Below are 21,781 nucleotides of genomic sequence, written 5' to 3'. Positions count from 1 at the left end.
GCAAGGCAATCGGGGCGAGATCTGGCCCCGAAACCGCACCGGAGGTCTTGCGAGTGGGAAGGCGTGTCGTGCAACCGGGTGGTGGGTTCGTCCGGCGGTCCGCGAGCGGCATGCGGCGGACGGGGGAGAGGGTCGCGACTGCCGGGTTGGGCGGCCCGGTGCACTACCAAGCAAGTGCTTGGTAGTGTGTCGGCATGACCGAGAACACCAGGCCTGCGTCGGAGATGTCCGACGACGAGTTCGCCGGCCAGTTCCGCGCCTGGCTGGACGCCAACCTCGTCGGCGAGTTCGCCGAGATCAAGGGGGTCGGCGGGCCGGGCAGCGAGCACGAGTTCTTCCCCCAGCGACTGGCCTGGGAGCGACACATGGCCGCCGCGGGTTGGACCTGTGTCGGCTGGCCGGTCGAGTACGGCGGCCGCGGCGCGAGCCTGAGTCAGCAGGTGCGCTTCCACGAGGAGTACGCCAAGGCCGACGCCCCGGCGCGCGTGTCCCACCTGGGCGAGACGCTGCTCGGGCCGACACTCATCGCGCACGGTACGCAGGAGCAGAAGGACCGCTTCCTGCCGAAGATCGTCGACATCACCGAGCTGTGGGCCCAGGGTTACTCCGAGCCGGGCGCCGGCTCCGACCTGGCCAACGTCGCCACCACCGCCCGGTTGGGCGAGGACGGCAAATGGCACATCGACGGCCAGAAGGTGTGGACCTCACTCGCGCACCTGAGCCAGTGGGCGTTCGTCGTAGCCCGAACCGAGGAGGGCACGAGCCGCCACAAGGGACTGAGTTTCCTGCTGGTGCCGCTCGACCAGCCGGGCGTCGAGATCCGTCCCATCCAGCAGCTCACCGGCACCTCCGAGTTCAACGAGGTGTTCTTCGACGACGCGGTCACCGACGCGTCGATGATCGTGGGGGAGCGCGGCGAGGGCTGGAAGGTCGCCATGACCCTGCTCGAGTTCGAGCGCGGGGTGTCCACGCTCGGCCAGCAGGTCGGGTTCGCCCGCGAGCTCGACGAGATCACCCGGATGGCGCACGCGAACGGCAGCGCGCAGGATCCGGCGGTGCGCGAGCGCATCACCCGCGCCTGGATCGGTCTGAAGGTCATCCGCGCCCACGCCCTGCGCACGCTGGCCGACCGCGACCCCACCGGCGGCACGGCCTCGGCGGCCAAGCTGCTGTGGGCCAACTGGCACCGCGACCTCGGCGAGCTCGCGATGCTGGTCCAGGGTGCGGAGTCGCTCACCGGACCCACCGAGACGTCCGAGGGCGCACCCAACGATCTGCGGGACCCCGAGAACGTGGAGCTGGCGCTGTGGCAGCGGCTGTTCCTGTTCACCCGCTCCGACACCATCTACGGCGGATCCAACGAGATCCAGCTCAACATCATCTCCGAGCGCGTGCTCGGACTACCCCGAGAGGCCAGGCCGTCATGACCGAGCAGAAGTCCCCCCTCGCCGTCGTTCCCGAGGAGACCCCGGGCCACGGCCTGCTCAAGGGTAAGAAGGTCGTGGTGACCGCCGCGGCCGGTACCGGCATCGGCTTCTCGTCCGCCCGTCGCGCCGCGCTCGAGGGCGCCGACGTGCTGGTCTCCGACTTCCATGAGCGGCGCATGAACGAGGCCCGCGACGCGCTGGCCGCCGAGTTCCCGGACCAGCAGTTCGAGGCGATCACCTGCAACGTGCAGTCCACCTCCGACGTGGACGCGCTCATCACCGGCGCCGTGGAGAAGCTCGGCCGGATCGACGTGCTGATCAACAATGCCGGGTTCGGCGGCGAGGCCGAGCTCGTCGACATGACCGACGAGGACTGGGACCGCGTCCTGGACATCACGCTGAACGGCACTTTCCGCGCGACCCGCGCCGCGCTGCGCTACTTCCGCGACGTGCCGCACAACGGCGTGATCGTCAACAACGCCTCCGTGCTCGGCTGGCGCGCGCAGCGGGCGCAGGCCCACTACGCCGCCGCCAAGGCCGGCGTCATGGCGCTGACCCGGTGCTCGGCCATCGAGGGGGCGGACTACGGCGTGCGGATCAACGCCGTGGCGCCGTCGATCGCCCGGCACAAGTTCCTCGAGAAGTCCGCCTCCTCGGATCTGCTCGACGAGCTGGCCTCGAAGGAGGCCTTCGGCCGCGCCGCCGACGTGTGGGAGGTCGCCGCGACCATCGCGATGCTCGCCAGCGACTACACCACCTACCTCACCGGCGAGGTCGTCTCGATCTCCTCGCAGCGCGCCTGATCTCCGCGGAGCTCCGCGTCGCGGCAGGGGCGATCAGGCCGCGGCGCGGACCTTCTCCGCCTGCTTGACGAACGCGTCCATCGCTGTGGCCTGGGCCTCCGGCGAGACCTCGCCGGCGGGGATGGTCGCGGTGACGGAGACGCCGATCCCGCGGACCGTGCCGGTGACGATGAGGTTCCCGCTGGTGACGTTCTGGCCCATCATGTCCATCGAGCTGTCCTGCTGGACCGCGACGAAGTTCTCGACCCCGGCGGGGGCCTCGACGTCCAGCACCGTGTTGGCGGTCTCGGTGACCAGGTCCTGGCCGCCTTCGCCGAGCGGGAAGCTGACGGTCATGACCGGGCAGTCCTCGATCGCCGCGGCGCGATCCGGCAGGCCGTCGATCACCGTGGTGACGGCCACCGCGTAGGCGATGTCGTCCTTCTGTCCGGCCTGGATGGCCATCGTCCCCGGCTCGGACTGCGCCATCAGGGTGTCCTGGCTGAACTCCGCGCAGTGCGGCGGCTCGACCTTCAGCCCCTCGGTGAGGCCGCCGATCATGTCCATCCCGCCGGCGATCTCCTCCGGGGACACCGGCTGCAGGCCCAGGTCGGGAGCGTCCGCCGCGGTGAGGATCAGCTGGTCGAGCGCCGTGGCGGGGGCGGCCTCGGAATCCGCTTCCGCTTCCGTCGGCTCGGCCGACCCGGTGGCCGAGGTCTGCTGGGTGGCGGAGGTGTCGGTGGCCGCGGCGTCGTCGTCGACCTCCCCGATCGTGCAGGCGGACAGGCCCAGGGCCAGGCCGAGCGCTGCGGACGCGGCGAGGAGGCGGCGGCCACGCCGGCGGGGCAGGGTGGTGGCGGAGGAAGTCATGGAGCAGAGTCTAAGCAGGGCGGCCGCCCGGCGGGCGGTGGCGGTGGCGCGTCGAGCGCGGTCGACTGCCCAAACAAGTGCTTGGTTGGTATTGTGTCCGGTATGACCGCCACGAACAGACGCGACGAGCTCCTGTCGATCGCGGCCGGCCTCTTCGCGGAACGCGGCCTGCGCGCGACGACCGTGCGCGACATCGCCGACGCCGCCGGCATCCTCTCGGGCAGCCTCTACCACCATTTCAAGTCCAAGGAAGCCATCGTCGACGAGATCCTCCGTGGCTTCCTCGACGCGCTGTTCGGCGACTACCGGCGCATCGTGGAGTCCGGGATGGGCGCGCGCGAGACGCTGGAGGCCCTGGTGGAGGCGTCGTTCGAGGCCATCCACGACCACCGCGACGAGGTGGCGATCTACCAGGACGAGGTCAAGCACCTGCGCGGCAACGCGCGGTTCGACTACCTGGGCGAGCGCAACACCGAGTTCCGCGAGATGTGGACCGGGGTGCTGCGCCGCGGCATGGAATCCGGCGACTTCCGCGACGACCTCGACGTGCGCCTGACCTACCGCTTCCTGCGCGACACCGTCTGGGTCGCGGTGCGGTGGTACCGCCCCGAGGGGGACGACGACCACGGCGCGATCGCCAACCAGTACCTGAACATCGTGCTCGACGGACTCGCCGTCAACTGAAGAGCCCCAGCACCACTGAGGAGAGACCAGCCATGACAGAAGTGACCGGCCGCGAGGCCTACGTGATCGACGCCGTCCGGACGCCGGTGGGCAAGCGCGGCGGCAGCCTGGCCGCGCAGCACCCCGCCGACCTCGGTGCCCACGTCATCAAGGCCGTCGTCGAGCGAACCGGCATCGACCCGGAGGTCGTCGACGACGTGATCTTCGGCTGTGTCGACACCATCGGCCCGCAGGCCGGCAACATCGCCCGCTCGTCCTGGCTCGCCGCCGGCATGCCGCTCGGTGTCCCCGGCACCACCGTCGACCGCCAGTGTGGCTCCAGCCAGCAGGCCATCCACTTCGGCGCCCAGGCCATCATGTCCGGCACCCAGGACGTGATCCTGTTCGGTGGCGTCCAGAACATGAGCGCCCTGCCCATCTCCTCGGCCATGCTCGCCGGCCGCGAGTACGGCTTCGACGACCCGTTCTCCGGCTCCACCGGCTGGACCGAGCGCTTCGGCACGCAGGAGATCTCGCAGTTCAACGGCGCCCAGATGATGGCCGACAAGTGGGACATCTCCCGCCGCGAGATGGAGGAGTGGGCGCTGCAGTCCCACAATCGCGCGCGTGCCGCGATCGCCGAGGGCCGCTTCGGAGCCGAGTACGTTCCGATGGCCGGCCTCGAGGCCGACGAGACCACCCGAGAGACGACACTCGAGAAGATGGCCTCGCTGCCCGTGCTCGCCGAGGGGGGTTCGCTCACCGCGGCCGTCGCGTCGCAGATCTGTGACGGCGCCTCCGCCGGCCTGCTGGCCTCCGCCGAGGCCGTCGAGAAGTACGGTCTCACCCCGCGCGCCCGCATCCACCACATGACCGTCCGCGGCGACGACCCGGTGATGATGCTGTCCGCGCCCATCCCGGCCACCAAGCACGCGCTGGCCAAGACCGGCCTGACGATCGACGACATCGACGTGGTGGAGATCAACGAGGCGTTCGCGCCCGTCGTGCTCGCCTGGATCAAGGAGACCGGCGCCGACCCGGCCCGCGTCAACCCCAACGGCGGCGGCATCGCCCTGGGCCACCCCCTCGGCGCCACGGGTGCCAAGCTGTTCGCCACCCTGCTCAACGAGCTCGAGCGCACCGGCGGCCGCTACGGCCTGCAGACCATGTGTGAGGGCGGCGGTACCGCCAACGTGACGATCATCGAGCGCCTCGACCGCTGATCTACACGGCCTTCTGAGCCCAGCCCTGAGCCCCGCACCGGATCATCGGTGCGGGGCTCTCGCGTCTCGCGCCTTCGAGGCCCACCCATCAGGAGCCGGGGAAGCTCATGTCTCCGACACTGTCACTGATGTTGCCGGCCAGCGGGATGATGCTGCCGACGTCGATGCTGCTGCCGTTGCTCGAGCCCTCGGGGAGCTCAACACTGCCGGTCAGGCTGCTGGTGTCGAGTGCTCCGGTGCTCGCGCCGTCGATGCTGCCCTGACCCGACCCTGCAGCGGCTTCGCTGCCCGAGCTGCCCGCCCCGGCGTCCACGCCGAGGCTTCCGCTGACGTCGGCGATGCTGCCGTGGAATCCGATGTCGACGGTGCTGCCCTGGTCGGAACCCGAGGCGCTGCCCAGCTCGATCATCCCGTCCGCCGAGCCCGCGCCGACCTCGGCGCTCCCGAGGCCGATGCTGCTGCCCTCGGCGGAACCGGAGCCGCCGACGCTTCCGGTGACGCTGCCCTCGAACGCCCCCAGCGGATTGCCGACCTGGGTGAGGAACAGGTGCGGTTCTAGAGGTGCGCCGCCGCCGTTGCAGACCACGCCGGTGATGTAGAAGTCGGCACCCACTCCTTCCGCGACGAGGGTGCCCGCGCGTCCGGGCAAGGTAGCGATCAGCAGCGGCGATCCCGGCAGATGGAGGAGCGTCACCTCGTCGGCGCCCAGCAGGGTGTCGATGATCTCCAGGGTGTCGCCCCCGGCCAGAGGTCCGATCAGTCCGGGGATCGCGTGGAGGGCAACAAGCCCCCCGGAGCAGGTCTGGCCAAGGACGGGCGGACGGATCGTGCTGGGGATCGGGTCAAGGATCTCCGCGGACACCCTGTTGTCCGCGACCGCCGGTGGTGGGACCGTTGCGGCGTTCGCGGTGGCTGACCCCGCGAGCGCGATGGCGGCACCGGTGGCGAGGGCGGCCAGTCGGCCGGCGCTGGAGAGCGTGGGCATATCTTCTCCCTGACTTGGGCCTGGTGGCCGAAAGCGGAAACTAGTTGATGAAGATACACATATGTAGCAGTTGGGCGGAGGAATGTGCTGTGGGGGTGCGAGAACGATGAGCCACGCACCGGAAGGAAACGATGAGCCCCGCACCGGAAGGAAACGATGAGCCCCGCACCGGAAGGTGCGGGGCTCATCGTGCCAGTGCGTTGACGGGAGGGCCGATCAGGACCCGGAGCTGCTCGATCCGGTGCCGTTGTCGGTGGGCGCGGCGGGACCACCGATGCCGGTGCTACCGGAGGCGCTGCCGGCGAAGGCCTCCATCGGGTTGCCGACCACGGCCGGGAACAGGTGGGGCTCCATCGGGCCGGCATGGCCCATGCAGATCACGGCGAGCGCGTAGATGTTTGAGGGCACGTTCTGGGCGGACAGCCAGCCGTCCTGGCCGGGGATCGTCACCGGAAGCTGGAAGATCCCGGGGAACCCGGGGCCGTTCAGGGCGATCACGTCGGGGTTGTTGCCGAGCGCTGCGATGATCGGCATGAGATTGCCACCACCGGCGACGGCGGCGCCGGCGATGTCGGCTGCAGCGTACGGCGGAACGAGCATGCCCATGCAGGTCTGGTTGGGCAGCGGGGCGGTGACGTGCACGTTCACCGTGTTGCCCGCGATGTGGACGAACGGCGTTGCGGCGTTGGCGGCTCCGGCGCCGGCGACCGAGATGCCCGCGGCGGCGGTGGCGGCGACAGCGAAGCCCGCGGCTGCCTTCTTCAGGTTGGTCATGGGTAGCTCCTTAAAGGGTGCCTTGAAAACAGTGGTCTCCCTCACTGAGTCGCTCAGCGGACTGTAAGTGTTACATCAGCCGAGGCTCCGTATCGGCAGATTGACCGATCGCCCTTCTCGACCCACACGACAACGCCCGGCCCGCAGAAGCGGACCGGGCGTCTCAGTCTCAGTTAGAGAGCAGTGGTTCTGGCGGTCACTCGCCGCCGACTGCAGAGGACAGGATGGCGCCGAGGCCGCTCTCGTCGCCGCCCTGCAGGAGCGACGACGCGGTGTCGAGCAGGCCGTCCGAGCTCAGTCCGCTGATGATGTCGAACGGGTTGCCGATCGTGACCAGGTCGACGCCCGGATTCTCGGCGTCGGAGGCGCAGAAGGAAACCAGGCCGTAGATGCCGGTCGGGACCTCGTCGGCGGACACGGTGGCGGACTTCGCGCCGAGGGAACTCAGGGTCGCTACGGGGCTGGTGGGGCCGGTCAGGAGTTGGGCGCCCTCCAGCTTTTCGATTGCAGCGGCCAGTCCGGTGGGGTCGGACAGATCGATGTCGAGACCCTCGAAGATCGAGAGCGCGGCCTGGCCGGGGATGAGGACGGCACCGCAAGTGTCTCCAAGCTGACCGTCTTCAAGGCTGAAGGTCGCGGAGACCATGTTGCCGTCGACATCGTGGTCGAAGGTGGTTGCCGACGCGACGCCGGCGCCGGCGAGGGCGAGTCCGGACGCGGCGGCGAGGACGCCGAGGCTACGAAGGGCGGTACGGGACTTCGACATGAGGGAAAAGCTCCATTCGGAGATGAGGGGGAGGGGAAGTGCGAATGGGGGCCGTATCTGACCGACCCTCTTTCGCTAGTCAATCTTAACCGGACTCTCAGCCTTCTGAAAAGGGTTCGCGGCCAAGAAGGCTCGAAGGGGGGTGGCTGGCGGCGCACCAAGTGCCCGTGGATATGACGACGCCCAGCCGGTCGGGCCGGCTGGGCGTGATCGACGTGCGAAGAGGAGTTACTCGGCGTCGCCCGTGGCGGATGACAGGGTGCCGAGGAGGTCGCCCTCCTCGCCGCCGCCGATGGCGGACGAGAGGATGCCACCGAGGCCGCTGTCGTCGCCGTTGACGACGGAGGAGAGGGTGCCGAGACCGTCGCCCGAGCTGCCCATCTCGACGGAGCCCATGATCGCCTCCATCGGGTCGCCGACGATGACACCCGGGTTGATCACCGGCTCGTCAAGCGTGCACTTGGAGATGAGCGTGTACACGTTCGGGTCTAGCTTCGCGTACACGGTGTTCTTGCCGACGGCGACGGAGATGAGCCCGGTTCCGCCACCCTGGCCGTCCTCGGCGGTGGTGAGCGCAGTGACGGCCGTGTCGCCCTTGATGATGTCGAAGAGATCCCCGAGGTCGCCGGTAGCCGCACCCTGAACCTGGCTGATGACGCTGGCTGCCCCCGCCGTGGGAACGGCCACGGCAAAGCAGAGCGAGCCGTCGTACCAGGTGTCCTTGGTGAAGCTGACAGACAGTAGGTTGCCGTCGACCTCATGCGTCGTGGCGGCCATCGCGGCGCCGGCTCCGGCGACGGTGAGGGCGGTGGCGGCGCCGAGCACGGCGGCCGAACGGGCGAAGGTACGGGTGACAGTCAAGGGGGTCCTCCGGGGAGTGGCAGGCGAGAGGGTCCCCGCCGCTGACGATAAGGCGATGCTCACGCTACCTGAGGATTCGATGAATGACTCCCGATACGCTTCATCTCCGTGCGCCGGTCCGGGAGGACGGTGACAAGACAAAAGGGTGCGCGCCCAGAATGGTTCATCCTGGGCGCGCACCCTCGTCGTTAGCGCGCGATCCGGGCGCGTAGGTCCCGGTGCGTAAGACCTGGAAAGCGTAGGCCCCAGGCGCGGCGTGGTGCGCCTGGCCGGCTCAGCCCAGGTCGCGCAGCGCACCCAGGCGGCCGTGCGCCTGCGTCATGATGCGCTGGATGAGCTCGTCACAGCTGGGCAGGTCCTCGATCATGCCGACGACCTGCCCGGAGGCCAGCACGCCGGCCTCGGTGTTGCCCTCGACCAGACCGGCCTTGAGCAGCATCGGCGTGTTGGCCGCCATGACTATCTGCTGCCACGTGCGCTCGGACGACTTCTTCATGTTGAGGCCGTCCTTGGCCAGCTGCTGCCACTTCATGCCGGTCATGGCCTTGAACTTGTTGGCGTTCTGCACGGCCGCGACCATGCCCTTGACCGGGCTGCCGGACTCGAGTGCGTTGACCAGCCCGGTGCGCAGCACGCGGTGCGGCATGCCGTCGACGCGGGTCGAGACGACCGTGTCCTGCAGGCCCCGCTCGAGGTACTGCTGCTTGACCGCGTCCGGCACCTGCGAGTCGCTGGTGAGCAGGAACCGCGTGCCCATCGCGATGCCCGCGGCGCCGTAAGACAGCGCCGCGACCAGCCCGCGGCCGTCGAAGAAGCCGCCGCCCGCGACCACGGGGATCGACGTGTTGCCGGCCCCGCCCAGGGCGTCGATGACGCTGGGGAGAAGCAGCGTGGTGGCGACCTGACCGGTGTGACCACCGCCCTCACCGCCCTGCACGATCACCGCGTCCGCGCCCCAGGACGCGACCTTGACGGCGTGCTTCGCGGCACCGATCGAGGGGACGACGACGAGGCCGTTCTCCTTCAGACGGGCGATCAGCTCGGGCTTCGGTGCGAGCGCGAACGACGCGACCTTCACCCCGTGGCGGATCATCAACTCGCAGCGCTCGGCGGCGTCCTCGGCATCGGCCCGGAGGTTGACACCGAAGGGCTTGGAGGTGAGTTCCTTGGTCCGGATGATGGCGGCCTCGAGCTCCGAGTACGTCATGGTCGCGGACGCGATGATGCCCAGGCCGCCGGCGTTGGCGGTGGCGGCCGTCAGCTCGGGACCGGATACCCAGCCCATGCCCGTCTGGACGATCGGGTACTCCACGCCGACGAGACGGGTGAAGTCCGTCGACAGTGTGGCGGCGCGAGCGGTGGCGGAGGTGCCGGTGGCGGCGTCGTCGTCGCTCACTTCTTCTCCTCCGCGGGGACCTCACGGTTACGGAAGCCGCGCGGGTCGATCACCTCGCGGATCAGGCGCAGCTCCTCCGTGGACGGGTCGCGCGTGACGCCCGCCTCGGCCAGACCGGCAACCTCGAAGCCCGTGTTCTGCGCGACCTCCTCGGCCGTGACACCCGGGTGCAGGGTGACGGCGCGCATCGTGCGGCCGGGGCCGCCGAAGTCAAACACACCGAGGTTGGTGACGACCTTCGGGATGTGGTGAAAGCGGAAGGCCGGGTCGCCCTCGGTGTAGCGGTCGTAGCCGATGCCGCACACGATGTCGACCTTCTCGGCGAAGACGCGGGTGCTGTGCTTGCCCACCCAGTAGCTGGTGGCGTGTGCGATCGTGTTGCCCGGCGCACCGCGGAGGCCGAACATCTGGCGCGTCGGCTTCTGGACGTCGTCGCCGAACGCCGACAGGTTCTGGTTGCCGTACTTGTCGATCTGGTTGGCGCCCATCACCACGTGGCGGGTGCCGGCCTGCAGCACGTCGAAGACGCGCGGGAACGGGATGTAGCCCTCGAAGTCGATGAGCTTGCCCAGCGGCGGGGTCTGGCCGAGGAAGCGGTACTCGCCATCGGTGATGAGCAGGTCCGGCTCGGTGGTCATCCGCGCGAGGCGGGCGCCCAGGGTGGCCATCGGGGTCATGGGGGAGGCGAAGATCTCCCCGGCACCGGCGAAGATCTCGGCGCAGGCGATCGCGCAGTACTCGGCGCGCGTGATGTTCTCGCTCACGTGTCAGCCCTCCTTCTCGGCCGCGATCTTGGCGGCGAACTTGGTTACGGCCTCCTGGTACGCGGCCTCGTCGCCGGACAGGAACTCTTCGGTGAACGCGGCCCAGGACTGCTCGTCCTTGGCGGCGGCCGCGTAATGCTTCTGGAACGCCTCGTCGCGGCCGTAGCCGCCGGCGAACGTGAAGTGCGCGCCGTTCGGGGCCTCGGAGACGGTGTCGACGAACATGCGGCTGATCAGCATGCGCTGCGGGCCGACCTCGTTCATCAGCGCATCCGCCGAGTCGACGATCTCGTCGGTCTCGAGCAGGACCGTGTCGGCGGCCATGGCGTACAGGTCGTCGAAGTAGCCGTCGGCGCCGGTGAACGCGGCGTTGCCGTGCTTGTCGGCCTTGTCCAGGTGGATGAGCGCGGCGTCCATGCGCAGCGCGGGCATCGCGACCAGGGTCTCGGTCCTGCCCTCGAAGTCGTACGGGGAGTCGACGGTCTTGAGCTCGTCGCCCCAGAAGCGGAAGACGTCCGAACCCAGGCCGGCGCGCGTGGGCAGGAACGGCAGGCGCTGCGCGGCGGCGGTGAGGCCGGCGCGGACCATGCCCTCATCCATCTCGCGGGAGATGATCGAACCCTCGGTGCGGCGCTTGGCGAACCACGGATCGTAGAACGGTGCCGAGTCCAGGGTCACGAAGCCGTAGTACGCCTTCGAGACCTTGCCCGCCGAGCAGAGCAGGCCGAGATCCGGGCCACCGTAGGTGATGACGGTCAGATCGGTGAGATCCTCGCGGCGGAGAATCGCGCGGACCAGGGCCATCGGCTTGCGCCGCGAGCCCCAGCCGCCGATACCGATGGTCATACCGCTCTCGAGGCGTGCGACGGCCTCGTCGAGGCTCGTGCGCTTGTCGCGCGGGGTGGGGGTCGTCGTCACTTGTTCTCGCCCGTCCTCTCGGAATTCTTGACTCGTTTATCCAGGTTCGTACCGCTCTTGACGAACTCGTCCCGGTGCTCATCGGCCACGCCGGCGAGATTGAGTTCGAAGGTGAAGCCCTGCTCCATGCGGTACGAGGACTTCACGTCGACCGGATCGATGTGGTTGATGGCCTCCTTGGCCGCCCGGATCACGCGGGTGTCCTTGGCGGCGATCGCCTCCGCCAGCTCGCGGGCCGCGGCGTCGAGCTGGTCGCGAGGGACCACCTCGTACACCGTTCCCCAGTTGTGCAGCTGCTGCGCGGTGACGTTGCGGGAGGTGAAGTACAGCGTGCGCATCATGTGCGGCGGCACCATGCGCGCGAGGTGGGTGGCCGCGCCGAGCGCGCCCCGGTCCACCTCGGGAAGTCCGAAGACCGCGTCATCGGAGGCGATGATGCAGTCGGCATTGCCCACCAGCCCGATGCCGCCGCCCACGCAGAAGCCGTTCACGACGGCGATCACGGGGACCGCACACTCGTAGACGGCGTTGAAGGCCACGTAGCAGCCGCGGTTGGCGGCCAGCAGGTGGTCGAAGCCCTCGAAGTCCTGCATCTCCTTGATGTCGACGCCGGCGTTGAACCCGCGGCCCTCGGCGCGCAGGATCACGACGTGGACCTCGGGGTCCCGGCCGGCGGCCAGGATCTGCTCGCCGAGTTCGAACCAGCCCGCGGACGGGATGGCGTTGACGGGGGGATAGTCGACGGTGACGGTCGCGATACCGTCTGCGCCCTTGTCGACGCTGATGCCCATTGGTGCTCCCTTCGCACGCCACCGCCCGTCGCTGACGGTCCGGTGACTAACCAAACGCTTGCTTGGTAGGCTAGCACGCATGACGAACATCGATCTTGGTCTGGCGGGGAAGGTAGTCCTCGTCACCGGAGGCGTCCGAGGCGTCGGCGCCGGCATCAGTCGAGTATTCAGAGATGCCGGCGCCGTCGTCGTCACCTGCGCCCGGCGACCCGCCGACGAGGGCTCCGATGTCGCGGACCTCGAGTTCCACCCGGCCGACCTCCGCGACCCCGACGCGGTCCGCGAGATGATCGACGCGATCGTCGCCAAGCACGGCCGCCTCGACGTGGTGGTCAACAACGCCGGCGGCGCCCCGTTCGCGCTGGCCGCCGACGCCAGCGCCAACTTCCACGCCAAGATCGTCGCGCTCAACCTGCTGTCCGCGCTGACCGTCGCGCAGGAAGCACACCGGGCGATGACCGCCGACGGGCCCGACGGCCAGATCGGCGGCGTGATCGTCAACATCTCGTCCGTCTCCGGCCACCGCCCCTCGCCCGGCACCGCCTCCTACGGCGCCGCGAAGGCCGGCATCGACTCGCTCACCCAGTCGCTGGCCGTCGAATGGGCCCCCGCGGTGCGCGTGAACTCCGTCGTCGTCGGCCCCGTGAAGACCGAGCTCGCCGAAATGCACTACGGCGACGCCGAGGGCGTGGCCGCCGTCGACGCCACCATCCCCATGGGGCGCATGGCCGAGCCCGCCGACGTCGGCCGGGCCGCCGCGTTCCTCGCCTCGCCACTGGCCGCCTACATCACCGGCGCCGAGCTGCTGGTCCACGGCGGCGGCGAGAAGCCCGCGTTCCTCTCGGCCTCCACCGCCGAGAACAAGCACTGACCGAGAACACCCGCACCGACCATTTCAACCAAGGAGACATCAATGGGAATCTGCGACGGACGCGTCGTCATCGTCACCGGCGCCGGCCGCGGAATCGGCCGTGAGCACGCGCTGGCCTTCGCCGCCGAGGGGGCGAAGGTCGTCGTGAACGACCTCGGCGCCGGCATCGACGGCACCGACGTGGGGGAGCACCCCGCCGAGCAGGTCGTCGCCGAGATCAAGGCCGCCGGCGGTGAGGCCGTGATCAACGGTAACGACATCTCCTCGTGGGAGGGCGCGCGCGAGCTCGTCCAGCAGGCCATCGACACCTTCGGCGGGCTCGACGTGCTGGTCAACAACGCCGGCTTCCTGCGCGACAAGATGCTCGTCGGCATGACCGAGGAGGAGTGGGACAAGGTCACCACCGTGCACCTCAAGGGCCACTACGCGCCGCTGCGTCACGCCGCCGAGTACTGGCGCGCCGAGTCCAAGGCCGGGCGCCCTCGGGCCGCGCGCGTCATCAACACCTCCTCGGGCGCCGGGCTGTTCGGCTCGGTCGGCCAGGGCAACTACGCCACAGCCAAGGCCGGCATTGCGCTGCTGACCATCCAGACCGCGGCCGAGATGAAGGGCTACGGCGTCACCGCCAACGCGATCGCCCCGTCCGCCCGTACCCGAATGACCACCTCCGCCGGTGAGGCCATGGCCGCGCAGATGGCCGCCCCCGAGGACGGCTCGTTCGACGTGATGGACCCGGCCAACGTCTCCCCGCTGGTCGTGTGGCTGGGCTCCGAGGAGTCCGGCGACGTCTCCGGCCGCGTTTTCGAGGTCGAGGGCGGCAAGGTCACCGTGTGCGACGGCTGGCAGCGCGCCGCCTCCGAGGACAAGGGCGCCAAGTGGGATCCGGCCGAGCTCGGCTCCGTGGTCCCGCGCCTGCTGTCCGAGTCGCCGACCCCGGTCCCGGTCTACGGCGCCCGCTGAGCTGACGCCGGGTCCCGCTTCCGGCTCGGCCACGCGCCCGGCCCCCCGTGCCGCCCCGCGCGGTTGCAAGACATCGCCGTCCATCTGCAAGACAGATTGGTCGAGATTCCGGACTGGAATCGCATCTGATGTCGTGCAGATCGTGAGGGCTGTCTTGCAACCGAGGTTCGGGTGGCGTCGGACGAGCGGCGAGGAGCTGGTTGGGGCCGCTCGCTGTGCCGGCGCCTACCTGTTGCTTGTGCGCGCGGCGTGCGGAGGTTATGAAGGCACACCGTGAGCGAACAAGACGGAGCCCCGCACCTTTCGAGGTGCGGGGCTCCGTCAGTTACCGGCCGACCGGATCAGGTCAGGGGCGCGGGCAGTTCTGGGCGTCGACCGAGCCGAGGCCGGCGAGCTGGTCGATCTGCGCCTGCGGCAGGTCGCACAGCGGGAAGCCCGGCAGCGGCGGAAGCTGGACGTTGGCACCGGCGGCGGCACCGACGGCCGCGCCGCCCAGGGCAGCAGCGCCGCCCAGCGACAGGATCGGCAACAGGCCGCCGCCGACGCTCATCTCGACGCTGGTGACGGTCTCGAGGGAGGACATCGCGCCGACCGTCGAGCCCAGATTGGTCGAGGCAGTGCTCATGTCGAAGGCGTTCTCGATCGAGCCGGTGAGCGCAGTGAGCGAACCGTTGACGGTCACAAGCTCCTGGGCGGAGCCGACAACGACGTAAGCGCTGTCGCTGGTGACGTTTCTGATCGCATCGGAGCTCGCGCCTGTCGAACCGCCGTTGCCGGTGACCGAGCCGAGCAGGCCAGTGGCCGGGTCGGACAGCGAGCCGGAGGTGTTGCCGATCGAGCCTGCGATTGCACCGTTGATGCCCTCGACCGAGCCGCCATCGTCGATGGAGCCACCGACCGCCTGGGTGATGTCGCCAGCCGAGCCGCCGTCTCCGAGCGACTCGGTGATACCGAGACCGATGTTGTCCAGCGATCCACCGAGGTTGCTGGTGATGTCGCCGGCCGAGCCGCCGTCTCCGATGGAGCCCTCGATGCCCGCCAGCACACCGGCGAGTGAGCCGCCGTTGCCGATGGCATCCGCGATGGCCCCGGTGATCGCGGTAGCGGAGCCGGTGTTGTCGATGGAGCCGGTGAGGGCATCGGTAAAGGCGCCGGTCGACCCGCCGCTGGCGTTGACGGAGCCGGTGATGGTGGTGACCGAGCCGGCGACATTGGTGAGGATGCTCTCGAGCGAGCCACCCTCGACGGATCCCGCGATGCCGTTCGCGATCGTGCCCGCAGAGCCGCTGATGTTCGCGGAGCCGCCAAGCTCAGTGGAGCCTGTGCCGATACCGGTGGTGGAGCCTTCGGGAATCACGCCAGCGGAGCCGGGGATCAAGCCCGCCGAGCCCGGAATCGACACGTCCGAGGACTGCAGGCCGCCCAGAATGGGGATCTGGAAATCTCCAGACTGGGCGTTGGCAACTCCGGTGGCGCCGGACATGGCGAGGGCCGCCGTGGCGGCGGCCGCGGCGGCCCTGGTCATTTTCTTCATAAAAGTGGATCCTCTCGGCGAATCGCGGCACCAATGTGCCCTTTGGCACATGAGAATCCCCTGAATATGAACTTTTGTCAATGCCGCCACGCATGCCGATCGGATTGAGCGGTGTTCACGCCGTACACTGCTCATGACGTGCACAGCATGACAGGTCAGCCATTCGGCGAGCGTTCGGCTAACGCACGGGTTCGCAGATCACCACGGGTATGACGCGGCTGGTGTTTGCCTGATACTCAGCGAAATCCGCGTAACGCTCGACGAGCCGAGGCCACAACTCCGCCCGCTCGGCCGGAGACGCCTCCCTCGCCGTCATCGACCTGACCCGGCGACCCACCTGAACGGTGACGGCCGGGTCCGCCAAGACGTTGCGGTACCACTGCGGATGAGAGGGCAGCCCGCCTTGCGACGCGACCAACAGGACGCGGTCGCCGTCCGGGAGGTGCAGCAACGGGACCGTGCGTGGTTCGCCGGATTTACGGCCCGTCGTCGTCACCAAACACACCGGAACCGGCGCCCGCAGCGCCGATCCCACCCGCCAGGTCCCGCCGATCCGACCGCCCGTGCGCTGGTACAGCCACGTGTTGGCCCGCGACATCACCTTGATCACGCCGACGACCCACGGCGCGCCACGCCGTGGGTCGTCGGTGCCGGTCTCGGGCTGCTGATCCGTCACTTGCCGCCGGCCATCGGCGCACGGACGATCACGTGCTTGCCGGGGAAGAACGCCGCGAGCTCACGGCGGCTCTCCTTGAGCGCCATCAGGCCGTAACCCTTCTTCCGCTCCTCCGGGTGGATCCAGATCGCAACGTCAACGTCGCCGTCGTTGACCTGCTCGCCGAACACCAGGCCCACCTGGGTGCCCCGCGCGCCGTCGACGGCGACGAACCACATCGCCGACTCCGAGTCGATCCGCTTCAGGCCCTCGCGACGCTCCTGCTCCGTGCGGCTCTCGTCCCACGTGCCGCCCGTCGCGGACGAGGCATCGGTCGAGCGCGCCTTGTACAGCGCATTGTGCTCGTCCGAGTCGCGGAACGGGTGCAGGGCGAAGCTCGACGGACTCGAGGCGTCCGGCTGCTCGGTGGTGGCGCCGACGAACGACTCGAGCGGGGCGCGCAGGACCTCGCGCGCCTCGTCCGCCGAAACCGCCAGGAGGTGGGACACGGCCTTGACCGCGTCGTCCGTGCCGGTGGCGGACGAGATGGCGGCAAAGATCTCCTGCCGACGTCCCGCGGCCGCCTCGATGACGTTGCTGCTCATGTCAGATCCTCTCGATGATGCTGGCCGAGGCCTGGGCGCCTCCCGCGCACATCGTGATGAGCGCGCGCTCGCCGTCCGTGCGCTCGAGCTCGTGCAGGGCGGTGGTGATGAGCCGCGACCCGGTGCTGCCGACGGGGTGGCCGATCGCGATGGCGCCCCCGTTGACGTTGACCTTGTCCATGTCGGGCCCGTGCACCTGCGCCCAGCTTAGGAGCACGGAGGCGAACGCCTCGTTGCATTCGAAGAGATCGAAGTCGGAGATCGACATGCCCGAGCGGTCGAGGACGCGCTGAGTGGCCTGGACCGGGCCGTCGAGGTGGTACTCGGGCTCGCCACCCACCAGCGCCTGGTGGACGATGCGCGCGCGGGGCTTGAGGCCGTGCGCCTTGGCGACGTCCTCGTCCATGAGCAGGACCGCGGCCGAGCCGTCGGACATCTGGCTCGAGGTGCCGGCGGTGTGCAGGCCGCCCTCGAGGACCGGCTTGAGGCCGGCGAGCGCCTCGGCGGTGGTCTCCCGCAGGCCCTGATCGCGGGTGACGGTCACCGTCTCGCCGGTGTAGGTGCCGTCCTTGAGGCGCTCGGGGGCGTCGACGGCGAAGGTCTCGCGATCGAACCGGCCTTCGTCCCACGCGCGCTGCGCATTGGCCTGCGACCGGACGCCCAGCTCCTCGAGGTCGGCGCGGCTCAGTCCGCGACGCTTGGCGATCCGGTCGGCAGCCGTGAACTGGTCGGGCAGATCCACCGTCCAGTCGTCGGGGCGGGGCATGCCGTTCTCGCCGTTGCCGACAGCCGCACGGAGCGCGATCCAGCTCATCGACTCGACGCCGCAGGCGATGCCGACGTCCATGGCGCCCGCGTGGATGAGGTTTGCGATGAAGTGGTTGGCCTGCTGCGCGGACGAGCACTGGCAGTCGATGGTCGTGCACGCGGTCTGCCAGGGCAGGCCGGAGGCGAGCCAGGCGCCGCGGGTGACGTTGTTGCCCTGTGCGCCGGCCTGGGTCACGCAGCCGCCGACGACCTGCTCGACCAGGGCGGCGTCGATGCCTGCCCGGCGGATGACCTCCTTCTGGGAGGCGCCCAGCAGGTGCGCGGGGTGGAGGCCCGACAGCGCGCCGCGTGCCTTGCCGATCGGGGTACGTACGGCCTCGACGATGACGGGATTTCCCATGGTTTTCCTTCCGGGAATCCGGCCGGAGGTAGACCTGGCCGGAACTGAACGTGTTCTAGTATGGTGCGTGGAACGTGTTCTAGATTACAGCCCGGGCGAGGGGTTCGCAGTATCCGGGTTGTGGGAGTGAACACCTGACGCAAACCGACGCGGCCAAGGAGTGCCAGTGCAGCCAGTCACCATTCCCGAGGGGTTCGACTTCACCGACCCGGAGCTCTACCAGAAGCGCCTTCCGCATCCGGAGTGGATGCACCTGCGGCAGACCGAGCCGATCTGGTGGTGCGCCAACGAGCCGGGTGCGGACGGATACGACGACGACGGCTACTGGGTCGTCACCAAGCACGCAGACGTCAAGGAGATCTCCCGGCGCACCAACGAGGTGTTCTCCACCTGGGAGAACACCGCCATCCCGCGCTTCGCGCCCGGGACGGAGCGCGAGATCGTCGAGATGACGCGCTTCCTGTTCATCAACCAGGACGGCGACGAGCACAAGAAGTACCGCCGCATCATCTCGAAGGGGTTCACCCCGCGGAACATCGAGAAGATGCGTGAGAACCTCGCCGAGAAGGCGCGGAGCATCGTGGAGACCGCAGCCGCCAAGGGCGGGGGAGACTTCATCACCGAGGTGGCCTCCGAGCTCCCGCTGCAGGCCATCGCCGAGCTCATCGGTATCCCGCAGGAGGACCGCCACCAGATCTTCGAGTGGTCCAACAAGATGACCAGCTACGACATCCCGGAGCTGGCGGACGAGTCCAACGCCGCCAACGCCGAGATCCTCGGCTACGCCATGGAGTTGGCCGCCAAGCGCGAGGTCGACCCGCGGGACGACCTGGTGACCAAGCTGGTCCAGGCCGACGTCGACGGCGAGCAGCTCACCGCGGACGAGTTCGGCTGGTTCGTGGTGCTGCTCGCGGTGGCCGGCAACGAGACCACCCGTAACGCGACAACCCACGGCATGATCGCGTTCCTGGAGAACCCGGACCAGTGGGAGCTGTTCAAGGCCGAACGCCCGGAGACCACCTACGACGAGATCCTCCGCTGGGCCTCGCCGATCTCCTCGTTCCAGCGCACCGCCACCGAGGATGTCGAGATCGGCGGCGTGACCATGAAGAAGGGCGACCGTGCCGCGATCATGTACGGCTCGGCGAACTTCGACGAGGACGTCTTCGAGGACCCGTTCAGCTTCAACATCCTGCGCGACCCGAACCCGCACCTGACGTTCGGCGGGAACGGCCCGCATTACTGCATCGGCGCCAACCTGGCGAAGTTGCAGATCGAGTTGATCTTCAACGCGATCGCGGACCACATGCCCGACATCACCTCGATGGGTGACGCGACCCGCCTGCGTTCGGGCTGGCTCAACGCCATCCAGGACTGGAAGGTCGACTTCAAGTGCCCGGTCCGGGCCTGATCGACTGACCCACAGCACGCACGGTGACGGCCCCGGCGCACCGCCCACCGGGGCGGAGCGCCGGGGCCGTCGGCGTCTCCTACGACAATCGCGCCGAATCCCCCACAGAACCAGGCAGGGTGACATCATGATCGACCCCCGAATCGACGACCCGTCCTTCCTCGAGCACCGCCACATCGACCGCGACGGCGTGGGCATCCACTACGTGGTCGCCGAACCGAGCGCGTCCGCAGACCAGCGCCCGGGCACCGTCGCGCTTGTTCACGGCTTCCCTCACTTCTGGTTCACGTGGCACCGCATGATCCCCGTCCTCGTGGACGCCGGGTGGCGGGTCATCGCGCCGGACCTGAGGGGGATGGGCGGCTCCGACGCGCCCACGAATGTCGAGGACTACGCGCCGCGCGAGGTGGTCGACGACCTGATCGCGGTACTTGACGATGCACTCCCGAAGTCGGAGAAGGTCGTGTTGGTGGGCTTCGACTTCGGCGCGGGCGTGGTCTACGACGCCTGTCACCTGGAGCCGGAGCGGGTCCGTGCGGTGATCGGGATGGAGAACCCCTTCATGGGCACCGCCGGGTCGGTCTCCCCTCTGGAGGGCTCGGCGATGATCGCCGAGAAGCACTTCCTGCATCTGCACTACTTCGCGCAGCCGGGCGTCGCCGAGGCCGATCTCGAGGGCCACGAGCGCGACTTCCTCGCCCGCGTGTTCTGGGCCCTGTCCGCCGACTACCACTACCTCGATGTGTGGCAGCACCCGTCGGGCACGACCTACCTCGATGCGCTGCCCGAGGCGCCGGAGCTGCCGTGGCGCTGGCTCACCGCGGAGGAGTTGGACCGCTACGAGACCGAGTACGTCCGCACCGGGTTCGCCGGTCCGCTGCAGTGGTACCGCGCGATGGACGCGTCCTGGTACGCCCGCAAGGAGTTCGAGCGTCAGACCAACCCCGTGCCGTACTACTTCGTCTACTCGGAGCACGATCCCGACCTCGAGGGCTTCCACGGCCGCGAGCCGCTCAAGAAGCTCGACCGCTATCACGACGACGTCCGCCAGGTCCGCAGCGTGCCGCGAGCCGGGCACCTCATGCATCTCGAGGCCACCGAGGACACCCACCGCGAGATCCTGGCCTGCCTCGACGACATCGCAGTGACCATCTCGGCGTGATCGTCGAGGCCGCCCCTCGCCCTCGCCAGCCGCCCTTTGCCACCGCCCCGCGCCACCGCCTCGTCACCCTCAGGCGGCCCTTCGCCCTCGCCCTCGCCAGGCCGCCCCTCGCCGCGGTTGCAAGACACGGGTACGCGGTTGCACGACGCCAGTTGTGTTTCAGACCCGGCTTTTCGCACCGATTGTCGTGCAGGTGATGGGGGATGTCTTGCAACCGCTGCGGGAAGAGTGGTGTCAGGTGCAAGGGCGGTTTTGAGCGCGGGTGTATGCGTTCGTGATGTGACGCATCGCCTCGTCAGGCTTCATGTCCTTGACGATCCGCACGACCTGCCACCCGAGATCGGTCAGCCTGGCGGTGATGCGTAGGTCCCGCCGCCACTGGTCCTCGTCACCGTGGTGCCTGCCGTCGTAGAAGATCGCGACCTTGGCAGAAGCGTAGGCGAGGTCGGCGATCGTGATCCGCTCACCGGTGGGCTCGAAGATCTCGAGTTGAGAAGTCGGCCGGGGGAGCGGCGACCGTTCGATGCGGAGTCGCAGCAATGTCTCCTGCGGTGACTGCGCGCCGGCGTCACATGCATCCAGGAGTCTCGCGACCGTCGATGCACCGTGCAGGCCATGCATGCGTCCCGCGGCCGCGGCGACGGCGTCCAGAGCAGTGCCGGTGGTGAAGCAGAGCGAATCGATCACGCAGATTCGCAGGTCGCCTCCGCGGATCCATCTGGCCGCGTCCACGGCTGTGCGAGCAGGGGCGGTGACGCGCAACCCACCGATCTCGCAGATGTCCTCGCTCGGCACCAAGCGGCGAAGTGAGCGTTTCCGGATCCCGCGCGGAGGCCGCGGTTCGGCTGCGGTGAACACATCGATTCCGCCAAGTACTCTTTCTCTGGCGTACGACGTTTCGCCGTGGAGATAGGCGGCAGCCCATCCTCCGATGATCGCGTCCGACGGAGCCCAGATGCCGGCTGCCCGGATGATGTCCCAGCTGGTCAGCGGATCCCCTTTCGCAACGTAGACACCGGGGAAGATCGCGTGGAACCCGGCTCGGAGTGCGTAGCGGGTGACGAGTCCGGCGGCCAGGGCATCGGCGCCTGCGAACGGTTTGCCGGTCGTCACCGCGTCCGCCAATGACGCGGGGACCGGGACGGGTGGGCGGGTGTCGCTGACCCAGCGAGTGCGTGCCATGAGGCAATCGTGA

Annotated in this window: 22 protein-coding genes; 8 read left to right on the top strand and 14 right to left on the bottom strand. The window is 69.0% G+C overall.

The annotated features are described in order from the left end of the window. The first annotated feature begins 194 nt into the window (after nt 1–194). Both ACWGLC_RS09140 and ACWGLC_RS09135 read left to right on the top strand, forming a co-directional pair. Nucleotides 195–1,427 (top strand): acyl-CoA dehydrogenase family protein, encoded by a 1,233-nt coding sequence (locus ACWGLC_RS09140; protein WP_452099590.1) that lies wholly within the window; start codon nt 195–197, stop codon nt 1,425–1,427. Continuing rightward, on the top strand, nt 1,424–2,230 hold the full coding sequence (locus ACWGLC_RS09135) for an SDR family oxidoreductase (protein ID WP_452099589.1): 807 nt from the start codon (nt 1,424–1,426) through the stop codon (nt 2,228–2,230). Before ACWGLC_RS09140 ends, ACWGLC_RS09135 begins: the two co-directional genes overlap by 4 nt. Nucleotides 2,231–2,263: 33 nt before the next feature. Here the strand turns inward: ACWGLC_RS09135 and ACWGLC_RS09130 are convergent, their stop codons facing one another. Beyond that, on the bottom strand, nt 2,264–3,079 hold the full coding sequence (locus ACWGLC_RS09130) for a hypothetical protein (RefSeq protein WP_452099588.1): 816 nt from the start codon (nt 3,077–3,079) through the stop codon (nt 2,264–2,266). 102 nt (nt 3,080–3,181) lie between these two features. Between ACWGLC_RS09130 and ACWGLC_RS09125 the strand changes: the two genes are divergently transcribed. Together ACWGLC_RS09125 and ACWGLC_RS09120 are read left to right on the top strand one after the other, a co-directional pair. Then, nucleotides 3,182–3,763, top strand: coding sequence for a TetR/AcrR family transcriptional regulator (locus tag ACWGLC_RS09125; RefSeq protein ID WP_452099587.1), 582 nt, complete (start codon nt 3,182–3,184; stop codon nt 3,761–3,763). 32 nt (nt 3,764–3,795) lie between these two features. Continuing rightward, complete coding sequence (locus tag ACWGLC_RS09120) at nt 3,796–4,965, top strand: acetyl-CoA C-acetyltransferase (protein WP_452099586.1); 1,170 nt, start codon at nt 3,796–3,798, stop codon at nt 4,963–4,965. 88 nt (nt 4,966–5,053) lie between these two features. On the opposite strand, the gene ACWGLC_RS09115 is transcribed toward ACWGLC_RS09120, so the two are convergent. From ACWGLC_RS09115 to ACWGLC_RS09080, 8 genes are all read right to left on the bottom strand, one after another. Beyond that, a complete protein-coding gene (locus ACWGLC_RS09115; protein WP_452099585.1) occupies nt 5,054–5,950 on the bottom strand; it encodes a hypothetical protein in 897 nt (298 codons plus the stop codon). 216 nt (nt 5,951–6,166) lie between these two features. Beyond that, nucleotides 6,167–6,724 carry a hypothetical protein gene (locus tag ACWGLC_RS09110; protein WP_452099584.1) on the bottom strand — a complete coding sequence of 186 codons (558 nt, stop codon included), beginning with the start codon at nt 6,722–6,724 and terminating at the stop codon, nt 6,167–6,169. A 196-nt stretch (nt 6,725–6,920) separates the two neighbouring features. After that, on the bottom strand, nt 6,921–7,490 hold the full coding sequence (locus ACWGLC_RS09105; protein WP_452099583.1) for a hypothetical protein: 570 nt from the start codon (nt 7,488–7,490) through the stop codon (nt 6,921–6,923). A gap of 228 nt (nt 7,491–7,718) precedes the next feature. Beyond that, entirely contained in the window at nt 7,719–8,351 is a 633-nt protein-coding gene (locus ACWGLC_RS09100) for a hypothetical protein (protein ID WP_452099582.1), read from the bottom strand. Between the two features lie 274 nt (nt 8,352–8,625). Next, nucleotides 8,626–9,747: an NAD(P)H-dependent flavin oxidoreductase gene (locus ACWGLC_RS09095; protein WP_452099581.1), complete on the bottom strand. Its 1,122-nt coding sequence runs from the start codon at nt 9,745–9,747 to the stop codon at nt 8,626–8,628. Beyond that, nucleotides 9,744–10,511: a CoA-transferase gene (locus ACWGLC_RS09090; protein ID WP_452099580.1), complete on the bottom strand. Its 768-nt coding sequence runs from the start codon at nt 10,509–10,511 to the stop codon at nt 9,744–9,746. The genes ACWGLC_RS09095 and ACWGLC_RS09090 overlap by 4 nt, the downstream gene beginning before the upstream one ends. Nucleotides 10,512–10,514: 3 nt before the next feature. Beyond that, a complete protein-coding gene (locus ACWGLC_RS09085) occupies nt 10,515–11,429 on the bottom strand; it encodes a CoA transferase subunit A (protein WP_452099579.1) in 915 nt (304 codons plus the stop codon). Beyond that, entirely contained in the window at nt 11,426–12,220 is a 795-nt protein-coding gene (locus tag ACWGLC_RS09080; RefSeq protein WP_452099578.1) for an enoyl-CoA hydratase family protein, read from the bottom strand. The genes ACWGLC_RS09085 and ACWGLC_RS09080 overlap by 4 nt, the downstream gene beginning before the upstream one ends. A 79-nt stretch (nt 12,221–12,299) precedes the next feature. On the opposite strand from ACWGLC_RS09080, the gene ACWGLC_RS09075 reads away from it, so the two are divergent. Both ACWGLC_RS09075 and ACWGLC_RS09070 read left to right on the top strand, forming a co-directional pair. Beyond that, entirely contained in the window at nt 12,300–13,091 is a 792-nt protein-coding gene (locus tag ACWGLC_RS09075) for an SDR family oxidoreductase (RefSeq protein WP_452099577.1), read from the top strand. A gap of 42 nt (nt 13,092–13,133) precedes the next feature. Then, complete coding sequence (locus ACWGLC_RS09070; protein ID WP_452099576.1) at nt 13,134–14,051, top strand: SDR family oxidoreductase; 918 nt, start codon at nt 13,134–13,136, stop codon at nt 14,049–14,051. Between the two features lie 346 nt (nt 14,052–14,397). Here ACWGLC_RS09070 and ACWGLC_RS09065 read toward each other — a convergent pair whose 3' ends face one another. The 4 genes from ACWGLC_RS09065 to ACWGLC_RS09050 all read right to left on the bottom strand — a co-directional run bounded on the left by ACWGLC_RS09065 (nt 14,398) and on the right by ACWGLC_RS09050 (nt 18,013). Beyond that, on the bottom strand, nt 14,398–15,585 hold the full coding sequence (locus ACWGLC_RS09065) for a hypothetical protein (protein ID WP_452099575.1): 1,188 nt from the start codon (nt 15,583–15,585) through the stop codon (nt 14,398–14,400). Between the two features lie 178 nt (nt 15,586–15,763). After that, a complete protein-coding gene (locus ACWGLC_RS09060) occupies nt 15,764–16,261 on the bottom strand; it encodes a nitroreductase family deazaflavin-dependent oxidoreductase (protein WP_452099574.1) in 498 nt (165 codons plus the stop codon). After that, nucleotides 16,258–16,845, bottom strand: coding sequence for a GNAT family N-acetyltransferase (locus ACWGLC_RS09055; RefSeq protein WP_452099573.1), 588 nt, complete (start codon nt 16,843–16,845; stop codon nt 16,258–16,260). The genes ACWGLC_RS09060 and ACWGLC_RS09055 overlap by 4 nt, the downstream gene beginning before the upstream one ends. Nucleotide 16,846: 1 nt before the next feature. Continuing rightward, complete coding sequence (locus ACWGLC_RS09050; protein ID WP_452099572.1) at nt 16,847–18,013, bottom strand: steroid 3-ketoacyl-CoA thiolase; 1,167 nt, start codon at nt 18,011–18,013, stop codon at nt 16,847–16,849. Nucleotides 18,014–18,179: 166 nt separating this feature from the next. Here ACWGLC_RS09050 and ACWGLC_RS09045 point away from each other — a divergent pair, with 166 nt between their 5' ends. Then, the gene (locus ACWGLC_RS09045; protein WP_452099571.1) at nt 18,180–19,424 is read left to right on the top strand and encodes a cytochrome P450; all 1,245 of its coding nucleotides are present in this window, start codon (nt 18,180–18,182) and stop codon (nt 19,422–19,424) included. A gap of 127 nt (nt 19,425–19,551) precedes the next feature. Then, entirely contained in the window at nt 19,552–20,586 is a 1,035-nt protein-coding gene (locus ACWGLC_RS09040; RefSeq protein ID WP_452099570.1) for an alpha/beta hydrolase, read from the top strand. A gap of 234 nt (nt 20,587–20,820) precedes the next feature. Here the strand turns inward: ACWGLC_RS09040 and ACWGLC_RS09035 are convergent, their stop codons facing one another. After that, nucleotides 20,821–21,768, bottom strand: a complete 948-nt coding sequence (locus ACWGLC_RS09035; RefSeq protein WP_452099569.1) for a hypothetical protein — start codon at nt 21,766–21,768, stop codon at nt 20,821–20,823. Nucleotides 21,769–21,781 lie beyond the last annotated feature (13 nt).

It is taken from the genome of Dietzia sp. NPDC055877 (assembly GCF_053615975.1).
This window is presented reverse-complemented; position numbering and strand designations above follow the sequence as displayed.